The organism is Acidaminococcus sp. HCP3S3_G9_1 (assembly GCF_052122455.1).
Lineage (GTDB): Bacteria > Bacillota > Negativicutes > Acidaminococcales > Acidaminococcaceae > Acidaminococcus.
This window is the reverse complement of sequence record NZ_JBQKCH010000007.1, coordinates 37,343-55,657: the sequence shown is the minus strand read 5'-3', so window position 1 is coordinate 55,657 and position 18,315 is coordinate 37,343. Positions and strand designations below refer to the sequence as shown.

The 18,315-nt window shown below is 49.7% G+C and carries 12 protein-coding genes, 2 pseudogenes and 1 CRISPR repeat array (1 of these 15 running past the window's edge); of the genes and pseudogenes, 2 read left to right on the top strand and 12 right to left on the bottom strand.

The window, feature by feature from the left end:
* Window positions 1-908: a CRISPR direct-repeat array (repeat unit 29 nt; unit sequence AGGATCATCCCCGCATGCGCGGGGTCCAC); it reaches 2,294 nt to the left of the window's first position.
* Between the two features lie 38 nt (window positions 909-946).
* The 8 genes from cas2e to cas3 are packed head-to-tail and all read right to left on the bottom strand — an operon-like array spanning window position 947 to window position 10,193.
* A complete protein-coding gene (gene cas2e / locus ACTQY1_RS05935) occupies window positions 947-1,828 on the bottom strand; it encodes a type I-E CRISPR-associated endoribonuclease Cas2e (protein ID WP_302575741.1) in 882 nt (293 codons plus the stop codon).
* Window positions 1,825-2,778: a type I-E CRISPR-associated endonuclease Cas1e gene (gene cas1e, locus ACTQY1_RS05930; RefSeq protein ID WP_441373924.1), complete on the bottom strand. Its 954-nt coding sequence runs from the start codon at window positions 2,776-2,778 to the stop codon at window positions 1,825-1,827. Before cas1e ends, cas2e begins: the two co-directional genes overlap by 4 nt.
* The gene (cas6e, locus tag ACTQY1_RS05925; protein WP_441369169.1) at window positions 2,775-3,446 is read right to left on the bottom strand and encodes a type I-E CRISPR-associated protein Cas6/Cse3/CasE; all 672 of its coding nucleotides are present in this window, start codon (window positions 3,444-3,446) and stop codon (window positions 2,775-2,777) included. The genes cas1e and cas6e overlap by 4 nt, the downstream gene beginning before the upstream one ends.
* Window positions 3,443-4,132, bottom strand: a complete 690-nt coding sequence (cas5e, locus tag ACTQY1_RS05920) for a type I-E CRISPR-associated protein Cas5/CasD (protein ID WP_441369168.1) — start codon at window positions 4,130-4,132, stop codon at window positions 3,443-3,445. Before cas5e ends, cas6e begins: the two co-directional genes overlap by 4 nt.
* Window positions 4,129-5,214, bottom strand: a complete 1,086-nt coding sequence (cas7e, locus tag ACTQY1_RS05915; protein ID WP_302575735.1) for a type I-E CRISPR-associated protein Cas7/Cse4/CasC — start codon at window positions 5,212-5,214, stop codon at window positions 4,129-4,131. Before cas7e ends, cas5e begins: the two co-directional genes overlap by 4 nt.
* Window positions 5,207-5,800 carry a type I-E CRISPR-associated protein Cse2/CasB gene (gene casB, locus ACTQY1_RS05910; RefSeq protein ID WP_279126113.1) on the bottom strand — a complete coding sequence of 198 codons (594 nt, stop codon included), beginning with the start codon at window positions 5,798-5,800 and terminating at the stop codon, window positions 5,207-5,209. Before casB ends, cas7e begins: the two co-directional genes overlap by 8 nt.
* Entirely contained in the window at window positions 5,797-7,458 is a 1,662-nt protein-coding gene (gene casA / locus ACTQY1_RS05905; RefSeq protein WP_441369167.1) for a type I-E CRISPR-associated protein Cse1/CasA, read from the bottom strand. Before casA ends, casB begins: the two co-directional genes overlap by 4 nt.
* Window positions 7,455-10,193, bottom strand: a complete 2,739-nt coding sequence (gene cas3, locus ACTQY1_RS05900) for a CRISPR-associated helicase Cas3' (RefSeq protein ID WP_441373923.1) — start codon at window positions 10,191-10,193, stop codon at window positions 7,455-7,457. The genes casA and cas3 overlap by 4 nt, the downstream gene beginning before the upstream one ends.
* A 1,028-nt stretch (window positions 10,194-11,221) precedes the next feature.
* Here cas3 and ACTQY1_RS05895 point away from each other — a divergent pair.
* Window positions 11,222-12,169 carry an Abi family protein gene (locus tag ACTQY1_RS05895; RefSeq protein WP_022486610.1) on the top strand — a complete coding sequence of 316 codons (948 nt, stop codon included), beginning with the start codon at window positions 11,222-11,224 and terminating at the stop codon, window positions 12,167-12,169.
* A gap of 617 nt (window positions 12,170-12,786) precedes the next feature.
* On the opposite strand, the gene ACTQY1_RS05890 is transcribed toward ACTQY1_RS05895, so the two are convergent.
* The 3 genes and pseudogenes from ACTQY1_RS05890 to ACTQY1_RS05880 form a co-directional block, all read right to left on the bottom strand.
* Window positions 12,787-12,984 (bottom strand): hypothetical protein, encoded by a 198-nt coding sequence (locus ACTQY1_RS05890; protein WP_154487304.1) that lies wholly within the window; start codon window positions 12,982-12,984, stop codon window positions 12,787-12,789.
* Between the two features lie 810 nt (window positions 12,985-13,794).
* Window positions 13,795-14,097 (bottom strand): annotated as a pseudogene (locus ACTQY1_RS05885) (sugar phosphate nucleotidyltransferase); the annotation flags it as partial.
* A gap of 52 nt (window positions 14,098-14,149) precedes the next feature.
* A pseudogene (locus ACTQY1_RS05880) lies at window positions 14,150-14,221 on the bottom strand (hypothetical protein); the annotation flags it as partial.
* 513 nt (window positions 14,222-14,734) lie between these two features.
* On the opposite strand from ACTQY1_RS05880, the gene ACTQY1_RS05875 reads away from it, so the two are divergent.
* Window positions 14,735-16,789: a transglycosylase domain-containing protein gene (locus ACTQY1_RS05875; RefSeq protein WP_022488164.1), complete on the top strand. Its 2,055-nt coding sequence runs from the start codon at window positions 14,735-14,737 to the stop codon at window positions 16,787-16,789.
* 132 nt (window positions 16,790-16,921) lie between these two features.
* On the opposite strand, the gene ACTQY1_RS05870 is transcribed toward ACTQY1_RS05875, so the two are convergent.
* Window positions 16,922-18,298, bottom strand: a complete 1,377-nt coding sequence (locus ACTQY1_RS05870; protein ID WP_022488163.1) for a pyruvate carboxylase subunit B — start codon at window positions 18,296-18,298, stop codon at window positions 16,922-16,924.
* Window positions 18,299-18,315: the final 17 nt, after the last annotated feature.

Below are 18,315 nucleotides of genomic sequence, written 5' to 3'. Positions count from 1 at the left end.
TTTTTTGCTATATAATGAAGGAAAAAGGATCATCCCCGCATGCGCGGGGTCCACCATTCCTCCTAGTCTTTTAAAGGTAAATCAATAGGATCATCCCCGCATGCGCGGGGTCCACGATGCAGTTGTTCAAAACTTTCTTGTACATTCAGGATCATCCCCGCATGCGCGGGGTCCACGTTCAACCCGGGGGGAACTCTACCTTTTATCCAGGATCATCCCCGCATGCGCGGGGTCCACCAAAAGATATACAGTTGAAATAAAAAAAGGGTAGGATCATCCCCGCATGCGCGGGGTCCACAATCTCCAGTTCTTCGAGGAATTTGTCACCATAGGATCATCCCCGCATGCGCGGGGTCCACTGATACGACTTGTAGTGCTCTTTACACTGTCTAGGATCATCCCCGCATGCGCGGGGTCCACCTACTCATCCTCTTCCTCCGGTGGGGGTGGTGGGGATCATCCCCGCATGCGCGGGGTCCACTTATTGGCTGCGTGATGCTTCTGGTCATCCCTAGGATCATCCCCGCATGCGCGGGGTCCACTTCGCTCGCAAGGTCACCCATATGAGGAGCAGAGGATCATCCCCGCATGCGCGGGGTCCACCATTACGTCGGCTTCCCAGTCCGTGAAATCATAGGATCATCCCCGCATGCGCGGGGTCCACATTAATCAGAAAAGGAGTGAGACAATGGCTGAAGGATCATCCCCGCATGCGCGGGGTCCACCCTACCAAATTAATGCTACGCACGCTCATACGAGGATCATCCCCGCATGCGCGGGGTCCACTCTCGAACAGCACGTTGGCCACCGGGTTCCACAGGATCATCCCCGCATGCGCGGGGTCCACTCGTCAGGAATGATTTGTAAATTAGACACAGTAGGATCATCCCCGCATGCGCGGGGTCCACACTAAAAAAAGCCCGAAAAAACGCCATTCTTGAAGGCATCACGATCCCTTTTCATTTAACTTCACAAACACAGCCTTTGTCAACAGGCAATCTGCCAATGCCCGATGTTCCTGTTTCTCCAATCCCAAATGATTGGCAACAGTGGACAATTTGTAATTGGGCATAAGCCGGATTTTCTTCTTGGCCAAAGGAAGCACATCCATACAGTGATTTTCCGGCGTTGGATATCCATATCTCAAGCAGGCCTGTATAAGGAAATTCATATCAAAGGATGCATTATAAAGCAGCAGCTGGTCCTCTCCAATAAATTCCAAAAAAGCGTCCAGCCCATCTTTTTCCGACACTCCCTCTTTTTCCAGAAGTTCCACAGTAATTCCTGTCAGTTTTTCAATTTCCTGGGACAACGGCTCTGTAATACGGATAAGTTGCGAATAGGTTTCTGTTACCCTGCCATTCCGTACCTGTACTGCACCAAACTCCATGATCCGGTTTTCCAGCGGATTCAGACCTGTCGTCTCCAGATCTATGACAGTATAATTCCTCATTGCGTCAAACTGATTTTGCTTCAGTGCTCTTTTCCTTGCCATAAGGTGTATCTCAGCATTGCTCTTCGTTCCGGAATCATCCACATTTGCAGACTGATTCCCCAAAAGAGGATGGAGCATCAGCTTGATTCCATCCAGATCAACAGGCTCCCAGGCTGAATGCCAGGTGTAAAAATCCATGCCCTGTTCATTGGCAGCATTAAATACCATTGTAGCCTGTCCATCTTTCACATGGTTGCAGATCCGCTTCCACAACTCTTCCCTGACTCTGGCCGAAACACGGCCCACATAGACTCCCGTGTTGATTTCAAAAAGCCATTTCGTCAAATCTCCCCGCAAACTGGGAGGGCAATTGGTAACCGTAACTACAATCATGAACGGTCACCTGTTCCCTCATGATACTGCTTTCCATTTTCCACAGTTCCCAGTTTATTGTCCCATAGATAAACAGCATTGACCAATTCACTGTTGGGAGCTCCATCATCTTTTAACAGACACTGGATATCATGGACCATTCTTTCCAGGATATGAGACTTCACCATTGCATCCCGCACATGATGACGGACTGAGCGTTCCAGATCATCCGGGTTTTTCGCCGCTTCCTCAAAAGCAATGGGAATGGTTATCTCCGCTTTGTACAGATCGGCAATATCATAAACAAAAGAACAGTCATGTCCCACATGTACAAAGCCAAGGCCTGGAGAACACCCCAGCGCCGCTATGACGGCATGGGCCAACCCGTAAAGGCAGGCATGTCCCATGGAAAGAGCTTTGTTCACTGGATCCCCGGCTTCGAAATTCTGGGGATCATAGTCCCTGCCGTTCCATGGAACATTCCATTTTTTGGAAGATTGCCGGTAAACATTGCGGATCCGGCTGCCTTCCCGTCCCCGCAGCTGCTGCAGTGTCAATTTGGACACATCTTCATCCGGGAACCTAAGCTGATACATTTTACGGACTACTTCCAAATGAAGTCGTTGGTTATTGACCCTCCTGGCCTGTTCCATCAAAAGTCCGGATCTGTGAGTCAAAGACTGTCCGCTGGCATAATACCGCACGCCATGTTCTCCGGTCCAGATAACGGTAACTCCGGCATCCCCTATCAGCTCCATGGCCCGGTGAGATACATCCGTTCCCGGGCCTAAAATCAGTACGGATACAGCAGCCGCAGGGATATGGATGATTCCCTCCTTGCGTGCAGCGGTAATCGCACTGTCTTTCCGGCTGATAGTGCAGTGTTCCAGATAGATAAAGGTCATCCGGTCCCCGACTTGGGGCAAGGCGTTCAATTCCGGCTGTTTGATACCGGGGATCTTTTCCGTCATCTGAGACGCCCTGCAACAGTCAGCAAGCCCATGCCATAGGCTTTCCCTCTTCCGATGCCTTCAATCAGAGTCTCCCTGAACAGATCAGGATTCACTACCTTCAGGACTCCTTCAAAAGTAACCGCCAAAAGAGAAACCCGGCGTCCCTGATCACTGCTCTTCCGAAAGAAGAAAGAATGATCTTCTACAACCTGGAACGCTTCTTCTGAAAGTTCAAATCCATGTTTTTCCGCCCGGTCCAGCAGCCATTTTTTCTGATACCGGGGCGTAACATGGGGATATACTTTTCCCCTTTGTCCCGGAACATCTTTCTTTTCCATTACACTGTGGGTAGGATAGGCAACCAGGCGAAAATGCCATTGGCTGCCGGCATCCAGCTGCTCCAGCAGCGGATTATAGCAGCGGGTCTCCCATTTTTCCTTTGCTTCCGGGAATCCAAACTGCTCCGCAGCGCTGGTAAGATCAGGTTCTTCCCGACTGACGATCAGCAAATACGTTTTCCCACGAAGCGGATCCACTCTCCACAGCTTTTTCTGTTTCCTGACAGGGAAAGACTGTTCCAACGCACCATGGAAAAGATTTGGGTTGGCCAAAGCCTGCATGGTTTTCCGTTTGGAAAGATCCAGCTGCATCCTCGTCATGTATATGGGGTTATCTGCCAGGTTCACTTTCCATCACCCCCCAGTTCTCCAAAAGCATCATGATCCGTAGCCCGGATATCTCCTTTGTCCACATAGCCCGCTTCTTTCACATACCGATACCGATACCTGCGGTAAGCCGAATTGAATGATACCGGTTCGTCCTTCAAACGATGCCGGATAGATGCAGGTTCCCCGTCATCGTCTAAAATCAGGCGCAGATGATGATCCAGTCGTTTTTGTCTCCATTCTGCAGACAGCCAGGGTTCCTTCAGAAGCGTTTCCTTCAATCCGGTTTGACGGATGCCAAGTACCAGGGGAAAACTGGGAGGGCAGGACCGCCGCCCCAGAAAAAGCGGATATACAGGGTTTTCCAAAGCCAGTTGGATTTTTTCCAAAAAAGCTTGATCAGGATGTTCCAAGCCAACAAGGAACACTGCATCACTGAGATAAAACCTTCTGGTAAGGTCCGCCTGTTTGGTTCCGTGGACCATCTGGAAATCTTCAAGAGATTCTCCCGGCTGGTCCACACGCACTCCCATATGGAGCGCACACAAGTCCTGATTTTCTTCATTTCTTTTTCTGCCCAAAGCAGAAGCCAGCAGCCCGATTACGCCGCTCTTTGTGGGAATGGAATAAGACCTCCTGATGCTGAACCTGGAATCATCACCCCACGCCTGCAGCGGGGCAGCAAGCCGCAACAGCAGCGTACTCATTTTTCATCCTCCAATTGTTTTGCCAGAGCGTTTTCCAGAGCATCCAGAAGATCAGGTACCGAATATGCCGGAACATCCAAGCCCTCCTCATTCAGTAATTCCATGGATTTCCCGGAGCCAAAAGAAAGGACAGGGGCATTTCCATACTGGCGGTAAAGGTCTTTGGTGTACTTTGCAAAAGCTTTTTCCGATGCATCGATATACCCTTCCGTTCCAGCCGGTACCGCTTTTTCAAAAGCACCGCATAAATTGACGGGCTGATCCCGCCGCAGGGTGATATAGATATCGCTGGGCAGGGTACGGTTGGCAAATGTGTTTTCCTTCCCGGTAGGCATCGTATATACAAACGATTCCACAAAATTCCGGGTTGCCCTGGCTGCCTTTTCGCCGGTGAAATTTGCCAGTTCCCGCACATTCACAGTGGCATACCGGTACAAAACGGCAGAATTGAATTCTACAGTTCCCAAATGACCAGCTCCTGCATTGTCATCCCGGGAGCAATCATCAACAGCCGTAAAATAATCATATTCATTATGGACAATGTGGGTAGAAATGCTGTGGGCCACCTGTACCGTTGCATCATAATTTAAAGACGGATCGCTGGCGGCCATTCGCCCGAACATGATCATATCCACAGAAGGATTTTCTTTTAACGCTTCTTTATAGGCTTTTTTGTCTTTTTCATCGTCGATAACCAGTCTGGCCAGCGCCTGGACTTGGCTTGCACTGATGAAAAACAGGGCATCCGTTCCTTTTTCCGCATCCTTGATCTTAAGGCCGGCATTGGTCAAGGCCGTAATGGCCAATTTTTCTGCTTTCTCTGGAGACAAATCGGTTCTTTCCTGCAATACAGCATTTTTCACCAGTTCAACAATGTGCTTTGTTCTTTTCCCCAGTTCCCCTTCCGGAAAAAGTCTTTTGAAATCCTCCCGGATTACCCGTTTCCACGCCTGGGAAGAAACTCTGGCCCGTGGAGTTCCCCCGTAAACTGCCATTTTAGGGCTTCCGGTATCATCCCGGTTTACACAGCTGGGCGGTACATTCTGCAGAACATGGATATCCACATACAAATTCTTATTCATGATTTTCCTCCTTCACGGTTTCCTGTTGATTGTCAAAAGCATAAAAACCACGGCCCCATTTCAATCTGACCTGGTTCTGATTTTCCACTGCCTGATACAAGTACAGATCTCCTGCCAAATCAATGTAGTCCAGCGGAATTCCCTTACTTCGCAGCAGCTCAACGATTCCCCGCAGATGATATGTCAGCTCTTCCATATCAGTGGCTGTTGCCATCTGGTTGAATCTCCTCAGGATCCGGTTCTCCGCGTCCTGATCTCCTTTGGGAACCAGTCCTCGAAGCGCTTTTCCCAGGGAGGCTCCCTTTTTCTGCATGGATTGGCTTTGTCCCTGCTGATGCAGCGCATATAAAGTAAGTGCAGCATAGACCGCCCACTCGCCCCGGCTGGCAGTTTTCCCTTTTCCCTGCAGTTCTTCCGGCAGTTGGTTTAAAAAGCTGCCATAGAGCAAAGGAATCTCTCCAGGGTATTTTCCTACGCCCTTCCTCAACAACGCCAATTCAGCTTTCCCATTCCCTTTGTCGCTGACTTTTTGCAGATACCCGATTTTCAGCATCACATACTTTTTCACTTCATCCAGTCTGCTCACTTGGCATCACCCTCTTTCGGATAAATTTTGGCCAATTCCAGTTTAAACCACATGTCTGCCCGGGGCACCGAATAAAATTCCCGGGTATTCCTTTTTTTGTCTTCAAGGATACGCCCCGAAAAAGCAGCCACACCGGCCCGCTGTTCTTCCGCATTCCCGATTTGGTTTGCAATGGCTTTTGCCTGTTGCTCCCAGTCCCGGTATGCATTTTCCAACTTCTTGGGATCTTTCAGCAAATCTCCCCGGAACTGGAGCAGCCACTTTCTGAAAGGTTCATCAACAGCCCGATAAAAAAGCGACTCCCCTTTCCTGCTTTTTTTCTCCGGATCTCCCCCCTCTGCCAAAAAAATATTATAAAACAGGTGATTGACAGCCCGGGCGGCTTCATCACACTTGGCAATCTGTTGTTCAATGGTTTCCTGGACTCCTATCTCTTGTTCAGAAAGAAGTTCCGGATACAAAGTCAGTGTATCGCTGCTGAAATCATTAATGAAAAAGTCCTTATCACCATACTGCATGGCAACAATCCGAAAACGGATAGTTTCTGCAGAAGGAAGCAAATCCAGTTCCTGCAAAGACCGCAGCCAACTGATGATTCCAGGAACATGCCTGTTCTGATGGGTTTCTTCCGATGACTGGTTTACAAAATAATTGCCAAAATCACGCCACATTTGCCTTCCAGGTGAAATTCTCTGAGGATGGAAAAACTGCTTTTTCAGATCTTTAGGCTCATTCCATACAGTCATCTGTTCATTGAAAGCGCCATCTTTACCATTATTACTGAAAAAGTCACCACCCAGCAGATGATATCCTGTTACTCTTCCATTTTCCCGTTCCAGCAACAACCTCCTGGATTGTAGGGTAAGCAAGCTGGCCAAATTATCCGGAACAGAGATCTCTGTCCGTTCGTCCTCTTTAGGCAGATGTTCCCAGTTGGGATTGGCCTTTTCGCCCCATAATTCTTCTCCGTCTTTTAAAAAAGTCAGATTCAGGAGTATGGTTTCAAACAGGTTCTTTCCCACACTCTGGATCATTCCCAGTTTCCCCACCCAGCCAGCGCCTGGTGAAGGCAATCCCTTTTGTTTGGGTTTGGCTGACGTATCATCAAAGGCATTGACAAACAGGAGCCACCGGGCGGCTTCCGGATAGGAAAGGGTGTTTTTCTCTTCCCCGGCACGATTGGAAAAGAGCCGGATCTTATTGCTGCTTTCTGAAATATCACCAATCAGTTTGGAAGCACCATACTGGGTTCCCTGAACGGCGCCGGGAGCCTGACCAAAAGGTCTTTCCGGATCAAAAAGCCAGAAGCAGTCATGGTACTGCTCCAGATACTGCAAAACAGGCTCCTGGGGAAACCGTCCATTTTCCCATAAGGCTCCCCAACGCCGCAGGATTTCATCTGCCGCTTCATCCGGATCAGTGATTTCCGCAATATCCATGGCTTTTCCATTTTCATCCACCCGGGAAAAAATGGTATATGCCAGAGCAATCAGCAGGCGGAGTACGGCAAAATTCTGGGGCTGATTCTCACCTCCCAGGTCAAGATAATCCTGTCCATGGAGGAATACGTCCCTCAAAGACAAGGTATCAACCTGCAGATCTTTACGCAGCACACAAATCCAGGGTTCATCCACAAGATTGAATTCTCGTTCGTTCATTCTCCACTCTCCTTTTCATAGATGAGTCCCAACAGCGGATCATAGGAAATCTCATACCCGGCAAGTTTCCCTTTGCCATTTTCTTCCAAAACCAAAAACAACTCTCCGGAAAGATAGGGATTCTTCAGCCATTGAGGAACCCATTGTTTAGTCTGTTTCTCCAGTTCCTGAATGACTTTCTGTACTATCCAAGGCTGGCCAAACCGTGCAGGCAGCCGTATTTTCTGCTGGTAGACACGCAGGGCATCAGCATTGTTCAACGGTTCATCCCAAGCAAACCGCTGATTTCCTGGCCAGACATCCTTCAGTGCATTTGCTGTCAGATCTTTTTCCAAAAGGATCACTTCAATGCTGTCCGGGCCATTGCGCACACTGGCTTCTGCCTGGATTTCATTCATGGCTGGCGTGTTGTCCAGCCAGCCTTCCAACGTGTTTCTTGCCTTGAATCTTGCTGTTTTCCTGGGAAGAGGCACACAGTTTGTTTTTGCAGCATTTTTTTCGTCAGCCATATGCTGGTCATATTTTACCTTCGCCTCCTTTTCTTTTTCAGGAGCGATGCTGTAGGACTCATCATACACGTCCTGCACATAGGGAGAAATATCATCCGGCAGGATGAATCTGTCCGGCAAAAGTTCTTTTGTCCGCAAAAGCAGATATTCCTCATAAACCGCTTTTGCTCCCTCATCCAGTTCTTCGTCTTCTTTGGCACCCAGAATCATACAGGTTGCCTGCTTCAAGCCATCCGGCCGTTTTCTGGCATGCCGATGCAACCGTCCGATTCTTTGGAACAGCAGATCCATGGGACAGAGGTCCGTAAGCAGCAAATCAAGATCTATATCCAGAGACTGCTCCATAACCTGGGTTCCAACGACCACCAGGTTGTTTCGGTTTTCGCCAGATTTTTTCCCGATCCGTTTCAGTATTTCCTTTTCCAAAGCGGTCTTTTGCCCCAGGATGAATCCAGCATGAAAGAGGATGATTTCATCCTCTGGAAGCGAATCTTTCAAATGTAACGCCAATTGTTGGGCTCTCTTTACCGTATTCACAATGATACCCGCACATCCCCCTGCGCCCAGCCGGTGTTTCAGGATATCCGGAATGTCTGCATCGGAAATCCGCTGCAACCGAACCTCTTTCGAAGTTCCTTCCACAGGAATCTTTTTCTGTTTGACCTGATTTCCGTCAGTCCATGTCAACAAGGGGTATTCTTTGCTGGTCATCCAGGGCTCCCCGGCTCCGCTGTCCGCATTGACAATTCCCTGATACGCCTGTATCAAAGCAGTCCTCCTGGCATAAGGCAGGGTGGCGGACAACAGGACAACAGGTACCTGATAGGCGCCCAACCAGGCCATTGCCCGTCCCAGGAACTGATTCATATATGCATCATACGCATGACATTCATCTACGATGACCACTTTTCCTGCCAGGCCCAGATGCCGCAGCATCACATGTTTTTGCTTCAGGGCAGCCAGGAGCAGCTGGTCTACAGTCCCAATCACAAAATCAGTCAACAGTGCCTGTTTTCTCCCTTCAAACCAGGGATGGACCAACAGCGGCTCTCCATCTTCATCCGTAGATGCTGTTCCATGGAAAATGGATCTGTAGTCGTCATTCATTTCTGCGGCGCCATGAGCAAGCCGTATTCCCAAACTGGCCGTCTCTGCCTGGGCTTCTTCAGCAGCCCAATCTGCAATCCGGGGGAAAATACCATTGGAGGTTGCCTGGGTTGGCAGCCCGAAAAACAGTCCACCGCTGCCCTTTCGGCTGGCCAGCAAATCGGCTGCGGCCAGCGCAGCTTCAGTCTTCCCAACTCCCATCTGCGCTTCCAGTACAAAGATCCCCGGATTTCTGGCCTGTTCCACGGCTTCAATGACTGCTTTCTGGACAGAATTGGGGAGAAAACCAAAGTGTTCGGCAAAAGTTTGATCAGAGAGGCTGTAACATTGTGAATTCCAGGGCGGTGGCAACTCCAGCTGCGAAAGGCCATTTTCAATTCGTTCGGCATAATCGATTTCTTCCCCACACTTATCAACGGAAATCAGGGGAAAGTAGATTTCGTTACTGGCAATCCAGTCAGCCATGATCAATAGACCTGTCAGCAGAACCTGGGCCGGCATGGAGATTTCAGGAATGTCCTGTGGAGAAGAAATGCCTGCCATCTGGAATCCCTGTTCTATGAACCGGCTGCGCATTTCTTTCCACTGTTCAGCCATATCCAGTTCCGACCGGTCATAATAATTGATATGATGGATGGAATAAGGTGAAAGCTGCTTCTTTTCCCATCCTTTTCCCTCTTTGGCATGGGGTTTTCCATGGTGGGCACCAACCATGGCAGCAAAACATAAAGGAAAATCTCTTGCCAGCAATACGGCTTCCCCAGCTATTGGATGCGGGGATGCTTTTCGGCTGGTGAATACTTTATATCCTGAAATCGGAAGGCCCTCTTCCTCCAATTGATTCTCTATTCCTTCTATATTTTGCAGGATCATACTGCAAAATGCGGGGGTCGCCTTTCCCAAATCATGAAGGGCACCCAGAAGCACAGCCATTTTCCAAAGCTGCTCTTCGTTTCCTGCAGGATTTATAGCCTTTTTCACTGAATCAGGCAGCCATACGGAAATCAGATAATCCATCACAGCGGCTGTATCCCGTAAATGCATCCATAAAGGGAGCCATTCGTCCGGATTTTTCCGATTTGCTTTTGCCGGTAAATCCCATACAGCCCGGATTGTCATGTCATTACCCCTTTCAGTTTATTCATCACTCTTTTATATTATCATATTTATTGTATTTTTACGACAATTTTTACTACTATTATCAGTCTACTTCCATCCCCTCCTTTTCTCCCTCTACTATACCACATCCCCTGTGTAAAAAAACTCCCAGTAAAAAAATAATCTCCCAACACAAAAAACCGGAGGCCGGGACGGGCTCCCCTCCGGGAAGCCCCTACGCCGTCTCCGTCGAACTAATGATAAACAACGCTATTCTCCGCCTGGTGAATGTCACTGCAGGGGCGCGGTCCACACGGGCCGCCCGCCTTTGCCGGTTCAACGACACCCCCGTCCACTCGATCGAACAAACAACATCCGACCCCAACGCTGTAGGGGTGCGCCGCAGGCACGCCCTTCCCGGCCTCCTGGTCAAGCAGACCCAATTATCCTTAAAGTGAAGAACGTTGCAGTCTATCACATCCGTATTCATTCCTGATTCTCCATTCTAATCCATGCCCCCGTATGGGGGCGACAAGGGATGTGTGTCGATTTCTCCATCCATGACGTATTTTCAATCTATGCCCCCTTGCGGGGACGACAGGCCCGGCCGCCCGCATCCGCAAACGCCGTCTCACGCCAAAGGATGCCAGATGCCGGGCATCTGCTTTTGAACATAAAAAACGGAGGCCGGGACGGGCTCCCCTCCGGGAAGCCCCTACGCCGTCTCCGTCAGACTTCGGTAGAATAAACAACATCCGACCCCAACGCCGTAGGGGTGCGCCGCAGGCACGCCCTTCCCGGCCACTTGTTGTTTTCATCCGACTGAAATTGGCGATTTTAACCCGACTCTAACAACGCTTGCATTTTCTCTGTCAATCCTATATGATTATATGAAATAATTTACTGAATTATGCATTAAATAAAATGGTCAATTTTTAGCACGTTGACATTGATATATAAATTCTATATAATGGAGAACAAAGGAGTGCTGAAATCTCTACGGGGATCAGTGCGAATACCTTCTCCATTGTTGGAGAGGGTATTTTTTTATGGGTAAACAAAAAACATTTAAAACAATAGAAGAACAAATTTCATTATTAAAAGCAAGAGGTTTAATCATTTCAGATGAAGCGTATGCTGCAAATTACTTGCTGAGTAACAATTATTACAACATTATAAATGGGTACAGTAAATATTTTATATCCAAAGGAGATACTTATTTACCTGGTGCAAACTTTGATGAAGTCGTCTGTTTATATTCATTTGACCGCGAAATCAAGCAGGCTTTCTTTAACAAAATTCTCAGCGTTGAGGGGCATTTAAAATCCATCTTTGCCTATCATTTTGCCAAAAAATACAGGAATACCCCCTATGCCTACCTGGATACCGCATGCTATGACTCTAGTAAAACACTATCAGTTGTAACAACCATTTACCACCTGTCTGGCATTATAAATCATTATAAAAAACAACCAAACAGCAGTATCGCCCATTATTTAAAAAATTATGGATCTGTTCCTATCTGGGTGCTCATCAACTATATGGATTTTGGCGAACTTCGCCACATGATATCTTCAGTATCTACCCAGCTTCAAAACTCAATAGCCCATGATATGGAAACTTTCATCCAGCAAAACCTTCAGAAATCTGAAATTTTCCCACCTGAAACGATGTTGAGTTTCATCGAAAATATCAATGATGTAAGAAATATCTGTGCCCATAATAACCGTTTGATTGATTTTAAATGCAGAAGGGACTGCAAATACTGGTTTCCTCTTCATTCATCAGCAGGCTTAACCGCAAATGATTATCGTAACACTATTTATTCCGTTTATCTATCCATGCAATGCTTCCTCAACAGTGGAGAGTTTAACGTTTTACACAATTCATTGGATTTTCTAATGCAAACTTTAAACAAAAATTTAAAGACAATCTCTGCCAACACGATTATTCAAACACTAGGTTTTCCAAAAGACTGGTTCACCCCCACAAGCTAATAACCCCGCATCTGCAAACGCCGTCTCACGCAAAAGGATGCCAGATGCCGGGCATCTGCCTTTGAACATAAAAACCGGAGGCTGAGATGGGCTCCCCTCCGGGAAGCCCCTACGCCGTCTCCGTCGAACTGATGATAACAACGATATTCTCCGCCTGGTCAACGTCACTGCAAGGGCGCGGTCCACACGGGCCGCCCGCCTTTGCCGGTTCAACGACAACCCCGTCCAATTGGTCGAACAAACAACATCCGACCCCAACGCCGTAGGGGCGCGCCGCAGGCGCACCCTTCCCGGCCTCCTGGTCAGGCAGACCCAATTATCCTTAAAGTGTAGAGATGGTCAGCCCGCTTAGGAAATATCCTGTTTGCCTCCGGCAAAATGTCGCCAGAACCACCCATTTATCCGGTTGCCCTGCCAGTGGAGGCACTGGATCAAAGTCAGCGGACCAGTTCCAGCGAAATATTCCCCTTTCCCAATAATATGTCTTTGGATCGATGGAAAAGCAGCCAACCGTTCTTCCATCTCACACAAGGTATCTCACGCTAAAGGGACCCGGCCCCAAGCCATGGTCACTCCATAGCGGCACACATGTCCCCGTACGCACAGGGTACGCCCAATTACTTCTCGGCTGTCTCTTCTGGCTCTTCCAGCCGTTTGTAAAACTTCTCATAACTTTTCCTTGCTTCTTTTGTGGCCTTGTCAGTGAGCTTGTATTTGCCCTCATACACATCATAGGTATACCACTCTGGATTTTCCAGAAACAGCGGCCGATTGTCAAAAATCATTACTTTATCATTCCTTTCTGCTTTAGCCATTTGGTCATGGCCTTGCCCAGATCAGATTCATCCCCGCATGCGCGGGGCCACCCAGTAAAGAAATAATCTCCAAATACAAAAAAACGGAGGCCGGGAAGGGCTCCCCTCCGGGAAGCCCCTACACCGTCTCCGTCGAACTGATGACAACAATGCTATTCTCCGCCATGTGTATATCATACACCTCAAAATCCCCAAAATTTGCGGTCAGAAAATAGGTTAACCTCAAAAATCGTGATTTTCGAGGTTTGGCATTTCTTCTCATGTTTATATTATAAAGGTATCGCCCATAAATAACAATACAGATGCAGGCCGCCCGCATCTGCAAACGCCGTCTCGCGCCAAAGGATACCAGATGCCGGGCATCTGCTTTTGAACATAAAAAACCGGAGGCCGGGATGGGCTTCCCTCCGGGAAGCCCCTACACCGTCGACCTCGGACTTATGACAACAACGATGTTCTCCGTCTGGTGAACGTCACTGCAGGGCGCGGCCCACACGGGCCGCCCTCCTTTGCCGGTTCAACGACATCCCCGTCCGCTCGATCAAACAATCAACATCCGACCCCAACGCCGTAGGGGTGCGCCGCAGGCACGCCCTTCCCGGCCACGGGCTGTTTTAATCCGGCTAGGGTTGGCGTTTTTTAACCGACTCTGACACAGGGAACTGAACTCATAAGCAATTGGCCACTTAATCACTTTACCACTCAGCCACCTAACCATCTTACCGGAACCCTTAGTCTGCTTATTAATCTATGATTACAGTGGCTCACTTTCGATGATATTCACAACTGGGTTTTAATAAGCTCCCTCAACTACTCCCTAAATCCCGGACCCAAATCATCTCTTCTCAATCCAAATTCCACCACAGCCTTCAAATATCCTAATTTATCCCCCGTATCATACCGTTTCCCCTGAAAATTGTACGCATATACATGCCCCATATGAGCCATGACCCGCAGGGCATCTGTCAGCTGGATTTCTCCGCCTTTGCCAGGCCGGGTCTCTTCCAGGATATCGAAAACTTCCGGAGTAATCACATACCACCCCAGAGCCGCAAAACGGCTGGGGGCTTCTTCCATTTTGGGTTTCTCCACCATATCCTGTACTTTCAGCAGGAATATACTGAATGGTAGGCTTATCCACAATAGGCAGCATTTCCTTGGGCATGGCTTTGGTTTCCGGCAGAAACCGGGTACCGAAGCCGGCTGCGGGGATTATGGCCTTACGGATTTTTTGCATGAGGAAGCTCCTTTTCGGCATAAATTTATGACTTTAGACTTCATCTGTTGATTATAACGTATAGTGTTAAATCTAGCTATCATAATTTACACAAAGGTGTGAATACTTTTCTTACTTTGTATTCAACTTCAGAGAGTCGGGAATTATGCTAATAAAACTACTATAAGTACAAATAAAAGCGCCCATAAGTCCAGTTTTAATGCAATGTTAAACATCTTATATTTATTAACAGCAATTCTGCTATTAATAATAATATCTTCAGCTAAATCTTGCACACATTTATTCGCTTTAGATTCTTTACGCCCGTAATTAAGATTTATACATTTTATATATTCTTCAGTAGCTTTAAATAATGCAATGCTTCTATAAAAAATCAAATTCTGAGTATTAGAATTCGATACGTCTAAGGAGAAGAGATAAAAGGGGAACTATACACCTCACAAAGCAAATGTGGTATAATATGCTGTAACTTATGGTCTCAATCTATTTCTATCTGTTATAGGAGCTGACGTGATGACAAGCAATAAAAACAGGAACTGGAGGAACCCCTTCGGTTCGTCTTCCCCCCACAAACGGAAAAAGCTGGGCGGAACAATCTTTTCTGCCCTGATGGCCCTGGTGCTGGTGGGCTTCCTTTCGGTGGCTGCCTTCTTTGCCGTGGCCAAATTCACCACCGCCAAGATCCTTACCAAGGATATGGCTCCCATGGCCTCTTCTCAGTTCTTCGATGCCAAGGGCAACCTGATCACCACGGTGGATTCGGAAGAAGACCGGATCCCGGTGACCATCGACAAGGTGCCCAAGAACCTGCAGAACGCGTTTCTGGCTGCAGAAGACATCCGGTTCTATGAACACGGGGGCATCGACTTCCGGGGCATCGGCCGGGCCATCTACACCTACATCCGGTGGGGCGAGGTCCAGGGGGGCAGTACCATTACCCAGCAGCTGGCCAAGAACTACTTCCTGACCCAGGAACAGACCCTGAGCCGGAAGCTCCATGAAGCCTTCATTGCTCTCCAGATCGAGCAGAAGTACACCAAGAAGGAAATCCTGGAAATGTACATGAACCAGATTTACTTCGGCCAGGGTGCCTACGGGGTGGAAACCGCCGCCAACACCTATTTCGGCAAGCATGTGGAGGATCTGGACCTGGCCCAGAGTGCCATGATTGCCGGGATTCCCAAGAGCCCCAACTACTACTCTCCCCTGTCCAACCCCAAGGCCGCCAAGGCCCGGCAGAAGACGGTGCTGGAGCAGATGGCCAAGTACGGGTTCATTACCAAGGAACAGGCTGACAAAGCCTATGCGGAACCTCTGACCTACAAGAGCCTGAATGAATCCCCCGGCTCCAAGAAATACTTCATTGATTACTGCATCCAGCTGCTGGTGGACAAATTCGGTCCGGATGCCGTATACAAACAGGGTCTGAAGGTGTACACCACCCTGGATCCGGAAATGCAGAAGGCGGCGGAAAAGGCGGCAGCCCTGACCCCCACCTATTACACTGACAGCAACAAGCTGAAGCAGCCTCAGAGTGCCATTGTGGCAGTGGATCCCAAGACCGGGTACATCAAGGCCATGATCGGAGGCCGGGGCACGGACCAGTTCAACCGTGCCGTCATGGCGGAACGGCAGCCTGGTTCTTCCTTTAAGCCTTTCGTTTACATGAACGCCATGGAACAGGGTGCCACTCCCAGCGATACCGTCCAGGACTCCCCCATCCCGGGAGACTGGAACCCCCAGAACTATGACCGGAGCTTCCATGGCACCGTGTCCTACCGGACGGCACTCACCTATTCCTACAACGTGCCTGCCGTCAAGGTGGCCATGAAGTACGGAACGGAAAAGACCCTGAAACTGGCCAAACGGCTGGGGATCACCACCCTGGTGGATGATGACGACAACGCGGCCATGGCCCTAGGGGGCCTGACCCACGGGGTGACGCCTCTGGAAATGGCCGGTGCCTATGCGGGCATCGCCAATATGGGGAAATTCAACAAACCCACTCCCATTGTAAAGATCCTGGACCGGAACGGCAAAGTGCTCTATGAACACAAAACCAATCCCACCCAGGCTGTGAAACCGGAAACTGCCTACATGATGATTTCCATGATGGAAGACGTTATGACCCGGGGTACTGGCCGGGGGGCCGCCATCAACCGTCCCTGCGCCGGGAAATCCGGGACCACTGACACTTACCATGATGCCTGGTTCGTGGGCTTTACGCCCAACCTGGCCTGTGCCGTATGGATCGGGGATGACAACAACGAATCCCTGGGCGGCATGACCGGTGGCGGTGAGCCGGCCACTCTGTGGCGGACCTTCATGAGCAACGCTCTGGAAGGGGTGCCGTCGGAAGACTTCGAGACTCCGGACGGGTTCAAGATGCCTGCTCCCAAGTATGAAGCTCCCAAGGCCCAGCCCAAGAAGGAAACCACCAAGAAGAAGGATACCAAGAAACAGAGCAGCAAAAAAGAAGACAGTCTGCCGGGAGACGGAAACGTTCCCCAGCCGCCCCGGTCCGGGAAGAGCTCCACACCCCCGCCCGTACGGCCGCCAAAGCAGTGATAATGAAAAAATCCCCGTCGCAAATGCGGCGGGGATTTTTTTGTCAATGGTCAGCGGAGGGCCGAGAACAACAAAGAACCCGTCCCCAAAAGGGGCGGGTTCTTTTCTTCGGCTGTTGCCGCGGCAGCAGCCTTACCGATTGTTCTTGAAGAAGGCCAGGGCCACTTCGGGGAACAGTGCATAGGACAGCACGTCTTCCACAGAGGCGTTGGGATAGCCTTTGGCGGCCAGGTCGGCTTTCATCTTGTCCATTTGCGGCGGAATGTCGTCGGCCGGTCTGTGGGTGATGGGAGCGATCGTGGTCTTGCCGGTCTTCTTGACGATCCAGCGGCGCACCACTTTCTTCAGATCTTCGCTGATAGGCCCCGGAGTCTTGCCGTATTTGCCCAAAACAATGTCCTGGATTTCTTTGGGGATCATTTTGTACCGTCCCATCATTACGTTCATGGTAGCCATGGTGCCAACGATCTGGCTGGAAGGAGTAACCAGCGGAGGATACCCCAGGTCGGCCCGGACTCTGGGCACTTCCTTCAGCACTTCTTCGTACTTGTCAGCCATACCCATCTGGGTCAGCTGGTTCAGCATGTTGGACAGCATACCGCCGGGGATCTGGAAGCTCAGGACCTTGGGGTTGATGCTGATGTTGCTGGGCAGGTTGAAGGTCTTCACCAGGTCAGCACGGACTTTCTTGAAGTGGTCCGCAATGGGCCCCAGTTTATCCATGTCGATGCCCGTATCTCTGGGAGTCCCTTTCAGGGTGTATACCAGGGATTCAGTGCAGGGATGGCTGGTGGTTTCCGCAAAGGGAGACAGAGCCGTATCCACAATGTCCGCACCGGCTTCGATGCCCTTCAGCAGAGCCATGGAAGCCATGCCGCTGGTGCAGTGGGAATGTACATCGATAGGAATATTGATTTCTTTCTTCAGGGCTTCCACCAGGGAAGAGCAGGCATAGGGAGCCAGCAGGCCGGACATGTCTTTGATGCAGATGGAGTCAGCCCCCATTTCCACCAGTTCCTTGGCCAGCTTCAGATAGTCGCTGTCCTTGTGGTACGGGCTGATGGTGTACACCAGGGTGCCCTGGGCATGAGCGCCGGCAGCCTTGGTGGCTTTCATGGCAGTTTCCAGGTTCCGGGTATCGTTGAAGGCATCGAAGATACGGATGATGTCGATACCGTTGTCCACGCTGCGTTTTACGAATTCGGTGACCACATCGTCTGCATAGTGGTTATAACCCAGGATGTTCTGGCCACGGAGCAGCATCTGCAGCTTGGTCTTTTTCACATGTTTCCGGATGGTGCGCAGCCGTTCCCAGGGATCTTCATTCAGGAACCGCAGGCAGGAGTCAAAAGTGGCGCCGCCCCAGGCTTCCAGGGCATAAAAGCCGCAGTCATCCAGTGCTTCCAGTACGGGCAGCATGTCGCTGGTGCGCATACGGGTGGCACAGAGGGACTGATGGCCGTCTCTGAGAACCGTTTCCACGATTTTAACGGGCTTCGGATTGTTCATTGCTCAACCTCCTATAG